Origin of the sequence: Mesorhizobium sp. M0029 (genome assembly GCF_040323735.1) — a bacterium.
In the GTDB taxonomy this organism is placed as follows: domain Bacteria; phylum Pseudomonadota; class Alphaproteobacteria; order Rhizobiales; family Rhizobiaceae; genus Mesorhizobium.
This window is the reverse complement of sequence record NZ_JAMYVF010000018.1, coordinates 76,705-90,507: the sequence shown is the minus strand read 5'-3', so window position 1 is coordinate 90,507 and position 13,803 is coordinate 76,705. Positions and strand designations below refer to the sequence as shown.

Below are 13,803 nucleotides of genomic sequence, written 5' to 3'. Positions count from 1 at the left end.
CATGGTGGGGTAACGATTGCTTGCTACAAAAGTTCCGGCGCGCGACGGCCGCGCAAGGTGCGCGCCACCGCGGGTGGGGCCTGCAAGCGAGGGGGCTTGGTGGATAGCAAGGTGACGAAGCAGGCTGGTTTGCCGGTTGAGGTCCGCCGCGCCGTGGCGGCGCCGGAGCGGCTTGCCGTACTGCACGGGCTTGACGCGATCGACACCGACTCCGATCCCGACTTCGATCGCATCACCGGCCTTGCCGCCGCCGTGATGCAGGCGCCGATCGCGCTCGTCACGCTGCTCGACACCGAACGACAGTGGTTCAAATCCTGTGTCGGCTTCAACGAGACCGAAACCGCGACCGACATATCGTTCTGCGCCCATACCATTGCCGCCGGCGACGAGCCGATGGTGGTGCCGGATGCCAGCATCGACCCTCGCTTCTCCCGCAACCCGCTGGTCACCGGCGAACACCATGTCCGCTTTTATGTCGGCGCGCCGATGGTGGTCGCCGGCGCGCGCGTCGGCACGGTGTGCGTACTCGACCGGGAGCCGCATGAATTTCCGTCCGCTGCCGCGCTCGATCATTTGAAATCGCTGGCCAGCCTCGCCGCCAGCCTGTTTACCCTCAAGGACGCCACCCGCAGCGGCGCCATTGCCACGGCTGCTTTGGCGCAGGAGGAAAAGCGCCGAGCCATAGCGCTCGACGCCGCCTCGCTCGCCAGTTGGGCCTGGGATATCCGCACCGACATGATCGAATGCGACGTGCGTTTGTCGGAGCTGTTCAACCTGCCGCGTTCGAACCGGCTGCGGGCGCGCGACATTCTGGCCGCCATCGACCCGCGCGACGTCTACCAGACCGAGACGCGCTTTCGCGATGCCCTGACCGGCAGCGACGACTATTTCGGCGAATACCGGGTCAAAGGCTTCGATCCGCCGCGCTGGATAGTCACCCGCGGCCGCGTCATCGAGCGCGACGGCGAAGGCAAGCCGACGCTGATCTTTGGCGTCAACTACGACATCTCGGAACGCAAGCTCGGCGAGGACCGGCAAAGGCTGCTGCTGCGCGAGCTCAACCATCGGGTCAAGAACACGCTGGCGACGGTGCAAGCGCTGGCGACGCAGACCGTTCGCCACGCTCGCCGCCCAAGCGAATTCCTGGAAGCCTTCGGCGCCAGGCTGCAGGCGCTAGGCGCTGCCCATAACCTGCTGTCGGATCGCGAATGGCGCGGCATCGGTATTCGCGAACTGATGCAGATCGAGGTCAAGCCGTTCGATTCGGCAGAACGGCCGCGCATCGTGATCTCCGGTCCGGAGCTGCTGCTTTCGCCCGACCAGGCGGTGGGGCTCGGTTTGATCATGCACGAACTGGCCAGCAACGCGCTGCAATACGGATCGCTGTCGGTTGGCTCGGGGAAGGTCGATGTCGACTGGAAGGCGGCGGGCAAGAAAGGCGCGCGCCGCCTTGTGCTGACCTGGAGCGAAAGCGGTGGGCCGAAAGTCGACCCGCCGGAACGCCAGGGCTTCGGCTCTATCCTGATCCGCCGCAGCCTCGCGAAGGTTTTATCGAGCGAAGTGACCCACGAATTCCGCAGCGAAGGCGTGTTCGCCGAAATATCGATGCCGCTTGAAGATCTGCCGGCTTAAAGCAATTTCAGAAGTGCTAAGCGGTTTTCCGGGAACAGCGTATCAGCGCGACGCGCTTTAGTCGGCTTCGCTGTCTGGATCGCCCGGATCCGGTTTGACGTTCTCGCGGTAGATGGCATAGGCCGCGAGCGCGATCATCGGGCCGAGAATGACGCCCTTCCCGCCTTTCCCCTTGAGCAAGGCCGGCAGCACGGCAAGCGCCGCGGTGATACCGAGCGCCTTCAGGTCGGCATTGCGCCTTCGCGCACGTCGGCGTGCACGCGTTCCAGCCGCAAGTTGATGAATGAGCACGATAAGCCCGGCCAGTACCAGGAAACCAGCGGCGAAGCCAAGACAGGCGGCCATCGAGCCATAACGGTCAGCCGCCCAGATGTAGGCCGCCCCCAGGAGAAACCCGAGGCCGCACAGGGCAGCCACGGCGGCGAGCCCGTAGACGATTGCCGCCGTGCGCGCGCGGCGCATGGCGGCAATGGCTTCACCCGAGGCCAAGGCCGAGATAAGCGGTGCCAGCATGCCCATCTCTGTCGAAACTAGCGCCGGGCAAGAAGCGCAAACAGGAAGCCGACGCCGGCCGCGATCGCCAGTGAAGTGACCGGCTTCTCGCGCACATTGGCCGTGATCTGGGCCTCAAGATCCTTGGCGTTGCCACGCAGGCTGTCGAAGACGGCTTCGCCCTGCGCGCGCAACTGGTCGACGCCTTCGGCAGCAGCGCGCCGCGCCGTGCCGTAACCATGTTCGCCGGTCTTGGCCAATTGCTTGGTCAACTTTTCGATATCCGCCTTCAACTGCCGAATGTCGGCTTCCAGGTCGGCGTTCGTCTGACTTTCGTTGGCGGTTTTTCCTGCGGCAGTTGCCATTCTAAACTCCTTGCGTTTGCTTGGCTTCAAACGCCCGACACACGTCATGGTTCCGAAATCGGAGACCGTAACCATGAAAGGGTGTTTGCAAGTGCGAGTCCAGCCCCAGATGGAGGCCTGCCTGTCAGATCAGCGGCCGACGGCCTTCGCTAAGGCCCTCCCAGCGCGCGAGATCCTTCAGCCCCTCCCCGTCGATCACTTCGCAACCGCCGTCGCGCCAGGCGATCAGCTTGCGATCGATGAGCTTGCGGATCGTCTTGTTGGTGTGGACCAGCGACAGGCCGAGCGTATCGGCGACATGCTGCTGGGTAATCGGGATTTGCACCGGCGCCTTGCCGTTGAGCCCGACTGCCGCCGCGCGGCTGGCGATGAAGGCAATGAGATAGGCGGTGCGCTCGACCGCCGTGCGCCGACCGACGCTGAGCAGGTTCTCGTCCAGCATGCGCTCCTCGCGCGACGCCAGCCAGGTAATGTCGTAAGCAAGGCCCGGATGGTTGCGGTAGAGCTCGTGCAGGTTTTCACGCTCGAAGACGCACAACAGCATGGGCGACAGCGCCTCGACCGAGTGCTGCATTTCGCCCATCAGGCTGCCCTGCAGCCCGATAAGATCGCCGGGCATGGAGTAGTTCAGGATCTGGCGCCTGCCGTCCGACAATAGTTTGTAGCGGAAGGCCCAGCCCGAAAGCACGGTGTAGAGATGAGCACTTTGGCTGCCTTCGACCAGCACTGTGGCGCCCTTGTCGACGGCCAGTTCGCCCTTCTTGAACATGCTGACATAGGCAAGCTCCTGCTTCTCGAATTCCCGGAACACCGGCAATGGCCGAAGCGGGCAGATCTCGCATGGGTACTGACGGCTGGAAAACGAACGACCGTTCTGGCCAGACATTTCGATCCCTCTTTCGAACGTCTCTTGCCAGAGACTGAGTGCTACGCCTTTGCAAGGCCGCGGTTCCGCTGCCGATGGCATGTCTTTTTTAAATGACAGGATGGCAAATAGCGATCATGACTCGCTACACTCCACTGAGGCGAATTCGAAGCTCGCTTGTGGAGTAGAGCCGGTGGGCGAACTTTTCGATTAAGGCCTGACCGATCCCCCAAGGTCCGCGATGCGGTTGACTGGAGTCACTGTACCCGATGCTGCAAGAATTGAGGAGAGATTGCCAAGTGCCGCCATTGCTTGAGGGATTGCGAATTCTTGTCTTGGAGGATGAATTCCTGATCGCCATGGATGTCGAGCAGCTTTGCCGCGACCATGGCGCGAGCGACGTAGTGATTGCCCGCGCTCTGGCCGAGATCGATGAGCAGAAGGTCGTTGGCGAGTTCGACGCCGCTATCGTGGACCTCATGCTGGGCGGAACGTCTACACTCGATTTCGCCTCGCGGCTGCGCCAATCGGGCCTGCCGTTTGTCTTTGCCTCCGGCTATTCGGACCCGGATGAGATCAAAGTGTCTTTTCCCGGCATCCGCCTGGTCACCAAGCCTTATTCGGGGACCGATCTCGTCGAGGCTCTGGCGGCGGCCTGCGGACGCGCGCCAGTCTGAGATATCTTCGATGCGTATGTGTAGAGAGCCCGGGCCCGCAAACGGGGCCTCCGCCGTCAGGCAGCGTTTGAACCCGTCACCTGGGACGAGATCGCGTCCGGCCCGTATTCGTCTTCGCCGGAGATTTTGAGGATCTCCTGCAACCGCGTGCGGGCCCGGCTGACCCGGCTTTTGATCGTTCCGACCGCACAGCCGCAGATTTCGGCGGCCTCTTCATAGGAAAAGCCTGAAGCGCCGATGAGGATGATGGCTTCGCGCTGGTCCTCGGGGAGTTGCTCGAGCGCGCCGCGGAAATCCTTGAGGTCAAGCTGGCCGTGCTGAGCCGGATGAACGGCAAGCCTGGCCGTCATGATGCCGTCGCTGTCCTGCACCTCGCGGCCGCGCTTGCGCATCTGGGAATAGAACTCGTTGCGCAGGATGGTGAACAGCCATGCCTTGAGATTGGTGCCGGGCTGAAAGCTCTCATGCTTGTCCCAAGCCTTGACCAGCGTCTCCTGCACCAGATCGTCGGCCTTGTCGGCATTCTGCGTCAGCGACACGGCAAAGGCCCGCAGGCTCGGGATCGAGCCGAGCAGGTCGGTCTTGAACCCTTGTGAGACAGCTGCCATGCCTCAGTCCTTCTTCTGTGCAGGTTCGGCTTTTTCCAGTTGGCTGAGCAACTGGGCAAAGCGATCCGGCACATTGTCCGAGACCAGCTCGTCATAATATTGTTTGAGTTTGCGGCCGATTTCCGAATTCGCCCCGAGCGGGTCGCCGGAATTGGCCCGGCGCCTGTCAGCGGCGCCAGCCAGCGTTTCTTTATTCATGTCCTTCATTTCGCCCTTAAATCCAGCGCCCCGAGCCGCCCCATTACACAACGCAAAGCGGCCCCCTCGTCTGGTTGCCCATCGCACCACAAACGTCGCCCGTACAGTTTCGTTCCACAAGTCTCGGAACTTTTTCGCAAAACCCGCGTTTGGGTGTTGGGGCTTGCAATCAGCTTGACCTGCAATCTATGCAATCACGTCATCTGAGGGAGACGTCTACCATGAGCCTTTCCGCAACCATCGCTCCGCACCTGCCGTTCCTGCGCCGCTTTTCACGCGCCGTATCCGGATCGCAGGAGAGTGGCGATGCGCTGGTCGCCGCGATGCTCGAAGCCATCATCGCCGACGTCGATATCTTCCCGCAAGCGTCAAGCGACCGCATCGCGCTCTACAAGGTATTCGCCAAACTGTTCACCTCCATTGCCATCCGCGTTCCGCAGGAGCAGGCGCAATCGGCATGGGAGCAGCGCGCCGCCGCCAATCTGAACGCCATTGCGCCACGGCCACGCCAGGCTTTCCTGCTGGTCGCGGTCGAAGGCTTCGGTGAAGACGAGGCAGCTGAAATTCTCGATGTCGACGCCAAGGAATTCTCCGAACTGCTTGCCCAGGCGAGCAATGAGATCTCTCGCCAGGTGGCGACCGATGTGCTGATCATCGAGGACGAGCCGCTGATCGCCATGGACATCGAGGAAATGGTCGAGAGCCTCGGCCACCACGTGGTCGGAACCGCGCGCACCCATACCGAGGCGGTGGCGATGTTCGGCAAGACAAGGCCGAAGATGGTGCTGGCTGACATTCAGCTTGCCGATGGCAGCTCGGGTATCGATGCGGTCAACGAAATCCTGTCGTCGACTTCGGTGCCGGTAATCTTCATCACCGCCTTCCCCGAACGTCTGCTGACCGGCGAGCGGCCTGAACCGGCCTTCCTCGTCACCAAGCCGTTCAATCCCGACATGGTCAAGGCGCTGATCAGCCAAGCGCTGTTCTTCGACCGGCAGGCCAAGGCCGCCGCGTGAAGTAGGGCCTTCAATCTCCAACTTTTCGCCGCCTCGCAGCGTTGCAAGCACTGCCGATCGCCAAACCCGGCGATCGGCGGCTGCCCGTCGCTCCGTATCGGGCGCACGCGCGTGAATCAATTCGCATCCGGGCCTCTTCCAAAGACCTTCTTTTTCGGCAAATGGTGGAACAAACAGCAATCACTCACGTTCTTGATCCAGTATCGGAAGGAGACAGATCATGCTCTACTGGGCGCTCGTATTTCTCGTCGTGGCGATCATCGCCGGCGCGCTTGGTTTCGGCGGCATCGCCGGTACCTCGGCCGGTATCGCGCAAATATTGTTCTTCATCTTTCTCGCCTTCCTCGTCATCTCGCTTCTGGCCGGCCTGTTCAGACGGGCATCGTAGGAGCGGGCGAACACTGGAAGCCGCACCCCTCAAACGGTTTCCAGCCACCGCCGGGCGATGTCCTTCAACGGGACATCGTCCGGCGGACCTTTTCTGGGGACCTACTCAGGAACTGAGTCCAAGTGAATCGTTCAGTCCTGATCAGGTGGACAGGTGATTGATGCGTTCTATTGGCGGAGGCGAGAGCGGACAGGGCGACGAGGTGATCGCACTGCACCCGGCTGAAAGCGGAATGCAGCTTGGCCGGGCCTTGCTTCACGCTCTGCACAATGCCGGCATTTCCGTCCTCTATCAGGATCGTGAATTGAAGACTGTATGGGCCCGCAACATGCGTGCGCCGTGGGTTTCCGACACAGCCGACAGCAACGGCGCGTTGCCACCGGCGCAAGCTGAGCAAATCGCCGCCGCCAAAAGCAATGTGATCGCTTCCGGCAATCCGGAACGCCTTGAACTGAGTGTTCCCACCGGTGATGGCATGCGCTGGTTCCAGGTATGGGTCGATGCCGATCGGGGCCATCGCGGCGACGTGCAGGGCGTCGTCACCACGATGGTGGAAACCACCGAGCAGAAACGCCGCGAACAGACGCTGAAGACGCTGTTGCGCGAAGTCAGCCACCGCTCCAAGAACCTGTTGGCCATCATCCAGAGTATTGCCACCCAGACCGGCCGCTATTCCGAGACACCCGACGATTTCCTGAAGCGCTTTCGCGGCCGCCTGCAGTCACTGGCTTCCTCCCAGGATCTGGTAACGTCGTCGAACTGGCGGGGTGCAGCACTTCGCGAGCTTATCCGCGGCCAGGTCGTTCGCTACGGCGCCGATCCCGCGCAGAGCCTGCGCTTCAATGGCGTCAACCCCTACCTCAATCCCAACGCGGCCATTCATATTGGACTGGCAATGCACGAACTCGCCGTCAATTCATTCAGCTACGGCGCCTTGGCGCGGCCGGACGGCTTTGTCGAGGTAACCGCCGATCTGTCGAACGTCCCAGAGGCCGCCGACAAGCCGGCTTTGTCGCTGACTTGGGTCGAGGCCATTGTCGCCAATGATAACAGACGCACCGAGAAACGCTTCGGCAGCGTTGCCCTCGAACGTGTCGTGCCGGCATCGCTGAACGGCACGGCGACGCTGGAGATCACCAGTGACCGCCTCGAATACCGCCTCGTCGTTCCGCACGGCAATTTCGAAACCGAATGAGCGGCGGGATTCCTTAACCGGCTGTTCACCATAAAATCCGATGCTGTGGTTCCCAGAGATTGCTGGATCTTGACCGATTCAACCGATGTTTCGGCCGCGGCCTGCAACGCAAGTATGGGAGGAATGATCATGACGGTTGCCGATATGAACAGGCTGGAGCAGGCCGCCCGGGTCTCGATGAGCGGCTTTCAGGATCCTGATGCTTCAGCCTCGCCTTTGCAGCACGCCTGGCATCCCTTGCTTCGCTTCGCCGCTGTCGCGCTCGTCGCCGCTGTTATGCTGATCGTGGCGTCGCAATTGGCCTGAGCCAGATGCTCAGGTTCACGCTGCTCCCAAGCAGCCTGGCTCAGAAGCTGTCCAGCTCGTAGCCAACCAATTATTAACGCCCTTTGCGGCACAGGAACTTTGACGGCTGTGGACCGTTCTTATGGCGAGAGGACGTGTCGCCGTGGAACACATCGCCGCTTTGCTTTTGGTAATTGGCTGTTCGAACAACATGACCGAATGCCGTGAACTGCCGGTGCCGGTCAGCGTTTTCGAAACCGCCGAAGCATGCACGGCAGAACGTCCATTCGCTGCCGGCGACGTGCAGGGTCAGGCCGACCACGTCGTTGCCAAATGTCTTACGGTCGACCCCGCGCTGGAGGATGATTACGACCAGGTTGTCTGGAACGTGCGCCCGGACGGCTCGCTCGACGCGTCTTTGCAGATTTCCAATGTCGTGGTCGCGTCGAATGCGACGCGCCGCGAAAAAGACTCTCTTAGCCAACAATAAGATCGAGCGGGCAAAGGCTGCTCTTTCGTGCTAAATAGCGGCTGGAGCTTACTAAAGTGAGGACAAAAGTGAGGAGAGATTCTATGCGGAAATTGATTATTGCCATGGTTGCGGTGGTCGCCGTCAGCGGCTGCAGCACGACCGAGCAGGATGTCGGTGTCGGCGCCGGTGTCGGTGCTTTGGCCGGCGGACTGATCGGCGGCGGCAAGGGTGCGCTGATCGGCGCAGCCGTTGGCGCCGGTTCCGGCCTGCTGGTGCGCAACCTGCGCAACGGCTATTGCCAGTATCGCGACAATCGCGGCCGGCTCTACACCGCTCGCTGCTGATCCGCTTCAAAAGCGTCAGACAATCGCGACGGAGACCGGTCAGCCGGTCTCCGTTTGTTTGACTGCATCAGGCTGCGGGATCCTGATTTCCACCGTAAGCCCATCGGCGCGAAAATCTCGGGCAATCGTGCCGCGCAACTCGCGCGTGACATTGAGGTCGATCAGCTTGGTGCCGAAGCCGGTCTTCGCCGGCGCTTCGAGTTCCTTCTGCCCGGCTTCCCGCCAGTTCAGAACTAGCATCCGCTCGGACCCGCGCCCCTCGAACGACCAGTTGACCTTCAGCGCACCCACGGAATTGCCGGCCTCGCCATATTTCAGCGCATTCGTCGCCAGCTCGTGAAAGGTCAGGCCAAGCGCCTGCGTCGTCCTCTCGTCGAGCAGCACCTGGGGCCCTGACAATATCCCTTCCGGAAGCTCCTTGCCGAACACCTGGCCGAGCTCGATGCGCAGCAGGTCGCCAAGATCGGCCTTCTGCCAGCGCGAACGCGTCAGCATATCCTGGGAAGCCGCCATTGCCTGGAGGCGGGCCGAGAAGGAAGTTGAGAACTCCTTCACGTCGGTTGCTTGCGCTGCCGTCTGGCGCGCAATCGCCAGCACCCGCGTGATCGAATTCTTGATCCGATGCTTCATCTCCTGCAGCATCAAATCCTTTTCGAGCAGGCTTTTTTCCGTCGTTTCATGCAGCAGCGACTTGGCGTCGTAGGCGCGCTCCTGGTAGCGGGCCACCAACGCGATGGCGCCGGCCAGAAGCAGGCCGAACAGCCCGAGCATGACCGGAATGGCGCGCGAGGACGGTTGCGAAAATGCACTTGTCGGCCGAAACAGCACCGTCCACGGCCGACCGGCGACGATGATCTTGCGCGTCACCAACAGCCTGTCGCCAAAGCTCGCAACCGGCGGCGTTTCGGACTGGAACAGAAGATTGTCGGCGTCCGCCGTGCCGTCATAGACCGCGGTGTTGACCGGCAGCAAAGGCGTGCGGCTGAGCGCGGTCTGGAACAGGTCGCGGGCGCAGAAGGCCGCGTAGAGAAGGCCTGATGTCGATGATCTGGACGCATTGATACCATCCGGCGCGGTTTCGACATTGAGCCTGACGAAGACCAGGAAACCGGTAAAGGTCTGCGCCGCGCCAGTGTCCTGGCCGAGCTGGACCAGACCGCTTGCGTGCTGTGCGTCATCGGCCAGCGCTTTTTCGATCGCCTCGCGCCGCACCGGCTCGGTGAACATGTCGTAGCCGATGGTGGATTCGTTGGCAGGGTCGAGCGGCTCGAACAGCACGACGGGCGTGCGCCACGGCTGTGTCGTGTCCGGATAGACCGTGTGGGCGGCGCCGCGGTCGCGCAACATGTCGCGCTCGACCGCCGCTTCGTCACCGGTCTTGGCCAGCCTGAGATAGCCGATGCCGCGCAGGCCAGCGAAATTGTTATCGACATCGAGGGCGCTGAAGAAGGCCTTGAATTCGCTACCTGAAATCTCGCCGTTGCGGGAGTCGAACAGCGCCTGCGTCGAGCGCAGCAGTGACAGATGCAGATCGATACGGCTTTCGATGCGGTTGAGCGCGTCGTCGGCCGTCGCCTCGAACTTGATGCGCGCCGCTTCCTGGGTGGCGAAATAGGCGAAGCCCGCCATCGTCAGGCTGATCAGTGCAACGGCAATGAAGGCAAGGATCGGGAAAAACTTCTTCAACGCAGGCCCATGGACGGTTCGGAACCTTTATGGGCAAGTCGCCGCGGCAAGACAATGGCGCGGCCAAGCCATAATGACAGCTGGCATATCACCCATATTTAGCCGGCTTATCGATCGAACATCAGTGAACATGAAAGCTGACGATAGCGTGGTGTCAGGCCGCGATCTTCAGCGCACCCGGACCGGGAATGGCGCCGGGCGGGCACTTTCCCAGGATGATCATGCCGAGCACTTCGTCCTGAGTCACATCGGTGGTGCGCGCGGTGCCGACGACCTGGCCGTTCTTCATTACGCAGACCCGGTCGGCAAGCTCGAACACGTCGTGAATGTCGTGGCTGATCAGGAAAATGCCGATGCCGTCGGCCTTGAGCTGCTTTACCAGTTCGCCGACCTGCGCCGTCTCCTGCGGCCCGAGCGCCGCCGTCGGCTCATCCATGATCAGGATGCGGGCGTTGAACAGGATGGCGCGTGCGATCGCCACCGACTGGCGCTGGCCGCCCGATAGCTTGATCACGGGCTCCTTGAAGCGCTGGAAGCGCGGATTGAGCCGGCCCATCACCTTGCGCGCCTCGGCCTCCATGGCGACATCGTCGAGTGTCCCCCACGCGGTCATCAGTTCGCGGCCGAGGAAGAGGTTGGCGGCAGCGTCGACATTGTCGGCCAGCGCAAGCGTCTGGTAGATCGTTTCGATGCCGTATTTCTTGGCGTCGCGCGGATTGGAGATCGAGGCCTCCTGGCCGTTGACCAAGATCTGGCCGGCATCGCGCTTGTAGGCGCCCGACAGGATCTTGATCAGCGTCGACTTACCGGCGCCGTTGTGGCCAAGCAGCGCCACCACTTCGCCCGGGAAAAGATCGATGGACGCATCGTCGACGGCGCGAATGCCACCGAACGCGATCGAGATGTTACGCATGTCGATCAGTGGCGTACCGGTGGGAGCAGTTTTTTCCATAATCGTTCCTCCCTAGACGCGCTTGCGGTAGACGGTGTCGAGCCAGACGGCGATGACCAGGACAGCGCCAACGACAATGCTCTGCAGCGGCGAGTCGATGCCGAGCAGCACCATGCCGGATTGCAGCGACTGCATCAGAAGCGCGCCGAGCATGGCGCCCATCACCGTTCCGGCGCCGCCGGCGAGCGACGTGCCGCCGATGACAGCGGCCGCGATTACCAAAAGCTCGTCCAGTGTGCCCAGCGCATTGGTTGACGCATTGAGACGGGCCGACGAGATCGCCGCGCTGATTGCAGCCAGCACACCCATGATCATGAACACCTTCATGGTCACCCAGCGCGTGTTGATGCCGGCGAGTTCCGCTGCCTCCGGATTGCCCCCGATGGCGAAGACATAGCGGCCGAAACGCGTGCGCTTGGTGATGAACGTCATGATGATGCCGACAATCACCGCCATCAGCACCGGTATGGCGATGCCATGCGCGATGAACAGCCCGCCTTCGGGATCGGTGATGCCGTTCTGCTGTGCGTACTGGCGCACGATGCCGATCGGCCATGGATAGGAATTGGCGATCCACACGGCGCCGAGGATGGCCGCGCAAGCGACCACGCCAAGCAAGGTCTCGGCCCAGACGGGGCGCAGTGGAAAGCTGAAGCGCTTGCGCTGCGAGCGACCGTTGAACAGCGCGAAGGCGACCGCCGCGCAGGCGAAGATGCCGACGATCCAGCTGGCAGCGGCGCCAATCGAGCCGCGTGGTCCGCCGCCCATCAGCTGGAAGGTGGCGTCGAGTGGCGCGACCGTGCGCCCGCTGGTGATGAGCCATGCCATGCCACGCCAGACCAGCAGGCCACCAAGCGTCACGATGAAGGCCGGAACCTGCATATAGGCGATGATGAAGCCCTGGAACGCGCCGATCAACAGACCAAGCACCACGCCGGCGGCAAGCGAGATGATCCAGAGCCAGGGGTTTCCAAGCTGGAAGCCGATGACGCGAATGAGGAATTCGGCCTGTGCCACGCCCATGATCATGCCGATCACGCCTTCGACGGAGCCCACCGAAAGGTCGATGTTGCGCATGACGATGACCAGTACCATACCGGCCGCCATGATCGCGACCGAGGACGTCTGCACCGACAGGTTCCAAAGATTGCGCGGCGTCAGGAAAAGCCCACCCGACAGGATATGTATGCCGACCCAGATGACCAGCAGCGCGCCGACCATGCCGAGCATACGCGTGTCGAGCTCGGTCGCTTTCACGAACCGGGCGACCGCGCCGAGTTCAGACGCTCGCGCCGTATCGGCCTGCGGATTTGAGGTCGTGTCGGTCATGATGTCCTCCAGCGGCTTGCCGTCTGGCGCGGATGCCGGACCACAGCCTAGAAGTTTGCCGCCGATGGCGGAAACACACAATTCTCGTAGAGAAAACGCCGCGGCTTGACAGCCGCGGCGCCTCATTTCTTCAAGTCGGCGAGATCAGTTGCAAGCCGCGACGCTGCCGGCGGCGACGCCTGTGCAGACTTCGTCCTTCTTGATCCAGCCGGCGTCGATGACGACGTTGAGGTTGTCCTTGGTGATCGCGACGGGGGTCAGGAACAGCGACTTGACGGTGTTGCCGCCAGGCGTGGTGAAGTCCTTGGCGCCGGCAATGTCGCCCGTCTTCTTGCCATCGGCAAGCTGCGAGGCGATCTCGGCGGCGTTCTTGCCGAGTTCGCGCGCGTCTTTCCACACCGACACCGTCTGCGTGCCGAGCGCGATGCGGTTCAGGGCGGCATGGTCGCCGTCCTGGCCCGAGACCGGAACCGTTCCGGCAAGGCCCTGCGCCGTCAGCGCGGCGACAACGCCGCCGGCGGTGCCGTCATTGGCCGCAACCACGGCATCGACCTTGTTGTCATTGGCGGTCAGGAACTGTTCCATGTTCTTCTGGGCGTTGGCCGGCAGCCAGCCATCGGTATAGGCCTCGCCGACATTCTTGATCTTGCCCGAGTCGATGGCTTCCTTGAGCACTTCCATCGAGCCCGAGAACAGGAAATCGGCATTCGGATCCGAGCCCGAGCCCTTGATGAAGACATAGTTGCCTTCGGGCTTCGCCTTGAACACTTCGCGGGCCTGCATGCGGCCGACTTCCTTGTTGTCGAAGGTCAGGTAGAAGACGTCCTTGTTCTCGATCAGGCGATCATAGCCGACGACCGGAATGCCTTCGTCCAGCGCCTTCTGCACCGCCGGGCCGATGGCCGAGGCGTCCTGCGCCAGGATGATCAGCGCGTTGGCGCCCTGCGAGATCAGGCTTTCGACGTCGGTCAGCTGCTTGCCGGGATTGGACTGCGCGTCGGCCGAAATGTACTTGTCGCCGTCGGCTTCGATCGCCGTTTTCATCGCCGCCTCGTCGGTCTTCCAGCGCTCTTCCTGGAAGTTCGACCACGACACGCCGATGACCTTGTCCTTCGCCTGCGCGACCGAGACCAGCGCCAGCGACATGGCGACACCCGCCAGCATGGCGGCTGCAAATCTGTCCATCATAATCCTCCCTGCGCCGCGTGCGGCGCGACAAAACTGGCCCGAGGGCCGGCACACAGAGGCCCTATTTTTTCGAGCCTCGAAAAAATACTGGTTCAATGATAAGGCGCTGTC

17 protein-coding genes are annotated in these 13,803 nt (G+C 62.1%); 8 read left to right on the top strand and 9 right to left on the bottom strand.

Going from position 1 to position 13,803, the window contains the following annotated elements; genetic code table 11:
* The first annotated feature begins 111 nt into the window (after nt 1-111).
* A complete protein-coding gene (locus NKJ76_RS25355) occupies nt 112-1,632 on the top strand; it encodes a sensor histidine kinase (RefSeq protein WP_502882002.1) in 1,521 nt (506 codons plus the stop codon).
* Nucleotides 1,633-1,689: 57 nt separating this feature from the next.
* Here the strand turns inward: NKJ76_RS25355 and NKJ76_RS25350 are convergent, their stop codons facing one another.
* The 3 genes from NKJ76_RS25350 to NKJ76_RS25340 form a co-directional block, all read right to left on the bottom strand.
* Nucleotides 1,690-2,151, bottom strand: a complete 462-nt coding sequence (locus NKJ76_RS25350; RefSeq protein WP_023683962.1) for a hypothetical protein — start codon at nt 2,149-2,151, stop codon at nt 1,690-1,692.
* A gap of 11 nt (nt 2,152-2,162) precedes the next feature.
* Complete coding sequence (locus NKJ76_RS25345; protein ID WP_023670092.1) at nt 2,163-2,489, bottom strand: ElaB/YgaM/YqjD family protein; 327 nt, start codon at nt 2,487-2,489, stop codon at nt 2,163-2,165.
* A gap of 124 nt (nt 2,490-2,613) precedes the next feature.
* Nucleotides 2,614-3,375, bottom strand: coding sequence for a Crp/Fnr family transcriptional regulator (locus NKJ76_RS25340; RefSeq protein WP_023670093.1), 762 nt, complete (start codon nt 3,373-3,375; stop codon nt 2,614-2,616).
* Between the two features lie 278 nt (nt 3,376-3,653).
* Between NKJ76_RS25340 and NKJ76_RS25335 the strand changes: the two genes are divergently transcribed.
* Nucleotides 3,654-4,031 (top strand): response regulator, encoded by a 378-nt coding sequence (locus NKJ76_RS25335; RefSeq protein ID WP_023806536.1) that lies wholly within the window; start codon nt 3,654-3,656, stop codon nt 4,029-4,031.
* 56 nt (nt 4,032-4,087) lie between these two features.
* Here NKJ76_RS25335 and NKJ76_RS25330 read toward each other — a convergent pair whose 3' ends face one another.
* Together NKJ76_RS25330 and NKJ76_RS25325 are read right to left on the bottom strand one after the other, a co-directional pair.
* Nucleotides 4,088-4,639 (bottom strand): sigma-70 family RNA polymerase sigma factor, encoded by a 552-nt coding sequence (locus NKJ76_RS25330; protein ID WP_023670095.1) that lies wholly within the window; start codon nt 4,637-4,639, stop codon nt 4,088-4,090.
* A gap of 3 nt (nt 4,640-4,642) precedes the next feature.
* Entirely contained in the window at nt 4,643-4,846 is a 204-nt protein-coding gene (locus NKJ76_RS25325) for a NepR family anti-sigma factor (RefSeq protein ID WP_023670096.1), read from the bottom strand.
* A gap of 212 nt (nt 4,847-5,058) precedes the next feature.
* Here NKJ76_RS25325 and NKJ76_RS25320 point away from each other — a divergent pair, with 212 nt between their 5' ends.
* The 6 genes from NKJ76_RS25320 to NKJ76_RS25295 all read left to right on the top strand — a co-directional run bounded on the left by NKJ76_RS25320 (nt 5,059) and on the right by NKJ76_RS25295 (nt 8,537).
* Entirely contained in the window at nt 5,059-5,853 is a 795-nt protein-coding gene (locus tag NKJ76_RS25320; RefSeq protein ID WP_023670097.1) for a response regulator, read from the top strand.
* A 220-nt stretch (nt 5,854-6,073) separates the two neighbouring features.
* On the top strand, nt 6,074-6,241 hold the full coding sequence (locus NKJ76_RS25315) for a DUF1328 domain-containing protein (protein WP_023670098.1): 168 nt from the start codon (nt 6,074-6,076) through the stop codon (nt 6,239-6,241).
* A 160-nt stretch (nt 6,242-6,401) separates the two neighbouring features.
* Nucleotides 6,402-7,436, top strand: a complete 1,035-nt coding sequence (locus NKJ76_RS25310; RefSeq protein WP_352538626.1) for a sensor histidine kinase — start codon at nt 6,402-6,404, stop codon at nt 7,434-7,436.
* A gap of 129 nt (nt 7,437-7,565) precedes the next feature.
* Nucleotides 7,566-7,742: a hypothetical protein gene (locus tag NKJ76_RS25305; protein WP_352538625.1), complete on the top strand. Its 177-nt coding sequence runs from the start codon at nt 7,566-7,568 to the stop codon at nt 7,740-7,742.
* A gap of 142 nt (nt 7,743-7,884) precedes the next feature.
* Nucleotides 7,885-8,211 (top strand): hypothetical protein, encoded by a 327-nt coding sequence (locus NKJ76_RS25300; protein WP_352538624.1) that lies wholly within the window; start codon nt 7,885-7,887, stop codon nt 8,209-8,211.
* Nucleotides 8,212-8,294: 83 nt separating this feature from the next.
* The gene (locus NKJ76_RS25295; protein ID WP_023670102.1) at nt 8,295-8,537 is read left to right on the top strand and encodes a YMGG-like glycine zipper-containing protein; all 243 of its coding nucleotides are present in this window, start codon (nt 8,295-8,297) and stop codon (nt 8,535-8,537) included.
* A gap of 39 nt (nt 8,538-8,576) precedes the next feature.
* Here the strand turns inward: NKJ76_RS25295 and NKJ76_RS25290 are convergent, their stop codons facing one another.
* From NKJ76_RS25290 to xylF, 4 genes are all read right to left on the bottom strand, one after another.
* Nucleotides 8,577-10,223, bottom strand: a complete 1,647-nt coding sequence (locus tag NKJ76_RS25290) for a CHASE domain-containing protein (RefSeq protein ID WP_352538623.1) — start codon at nt 10,221-10,223, stop codon at nt 8,577-8,579.
* Nucleotides 10,224-10,377: 154 nt separating this feature from the next.
* Entirely contained in the window at nt 10,378-11,175 is a 798-nt protein-coding gene (locus NKJ76_RS25285) for an ATP-binding cassette domain-containing protein (protein WP_023693682.1), read from the bottom strand.
* Nucleotides 11,176-11,187: 12 nt separating this feature from the next.
* Entirely contained in the window at nt 11,188-12,504 is a 1,317-nt protein-coding gene (locus NKJ76_RS25280; RefSeq protein ID WP_352538622.1) for a sugar ABC transporter permease, read from the bottom strand.
* A gap of 144 nt (nt 12,505-12,648) precedes the next feature.
* Entirely contained in the window at nt 12,649-13,689 is a 1,041-nt protein-coding gene (gene xylF, locus NKJ76_RS25275; RefSeq protein ID WP_352538621.1) for a D-xylose ABC transporter substrate-binding protein, read from the bottom strand.
* Nucleotides 13,690-13,803: the final 114 nt, after the last annotated feature.

Coding starts and splice junctions, on each gene's coding strand:
- NKJ76_RS25350 (WP_023683962.1), bottom strand. CDS start 2,151: ATGGGCATGCTGGCACCGCTTATCTCGGCCTTGGCCTCGGGTGAAGCC.
- NKJ76_RS25340 (WP_023670093.1), bottom strand. CDS start 3,375: ATGTCTGGCCAGAACGGTCGTTCGTTTTCCAGCCGTCAGTACCCATGC.
- NKJ76_RS25325 (WP_023670096.1), bottom strand. CDS start 4,846: ATGAAGGACATGAATAAAGAAACGCTGGCTGGCGCCGCTGACAGGCGC.
- NKJ76_RS25295 (WP_023670102.1), top strand. CDS start 8,295: ATGCGGAAATTGATTATTGCCATGGTTGCGGTGGTCGCCGTCAGCGGC.
- xylF (WP_352538621.1), bottom strand. CDS start 13,689: ATGGACAGATTTGCAGCCGCCATGCTGGCGGGTGTCGCCATGTCGCTG.
- NKJ76_RS25285 (WP_023693682.1), bottom strand. CDS start 11,175: ATGGAAAAAACTGCTCCCACCGGTACGCCACTGATCGACATGCGTAAC.
- NKJ76_RS25280 (WP_352538622.1), bottom strand. CDS start 12,504: ATGACCGACACGACCTCAAATCCGCAGGCCGATACGGCGCGAGCGTCT.
- NKJ76_RS25315 (WP_023670098.1), top strand. CDS start 6,074: ATGCTCTACTGGGCGCTCGTATTTCTCGTCGTGGCGATCATCGCCGGC.
- NKJ76_RS25310 (WP_352538626.1), top strand. CDS start 6,402: ATGCGTTCTATTGGCGGAGGCGAGAGCGGACAGGGCGACGAGGTGATC.
- NKJ76_RS25345 (WP_023670092.1), bottom strand. CDS start 2,489: ATGGCAACTGCCGCAGGAAAAACCGCCAACGAAAGTCAGACGAACGCC.
- NKJ76_RS25305 (WP_352538625.1), top strand. CDS start 7,566: ATGACGGTTGCCGATATGAACAGGCTGGAGCAGGCCGCCCGGGTCTCG.
- NKJ76_RS25330 (WP_023670095.1), bottom strand. CDS start 4,639: ATGGCAGCTGTCTCACAAGGGTTCAAGACCGACCTGCTCGGCTCGATC.
- NKJ76_RS25320 (WP_023670097.1), top strand. CDS start 5,059: ATGAGCCTTTCCGCAACCATCGCTCCGCACCTGCCGTTCCTGCGCCGC.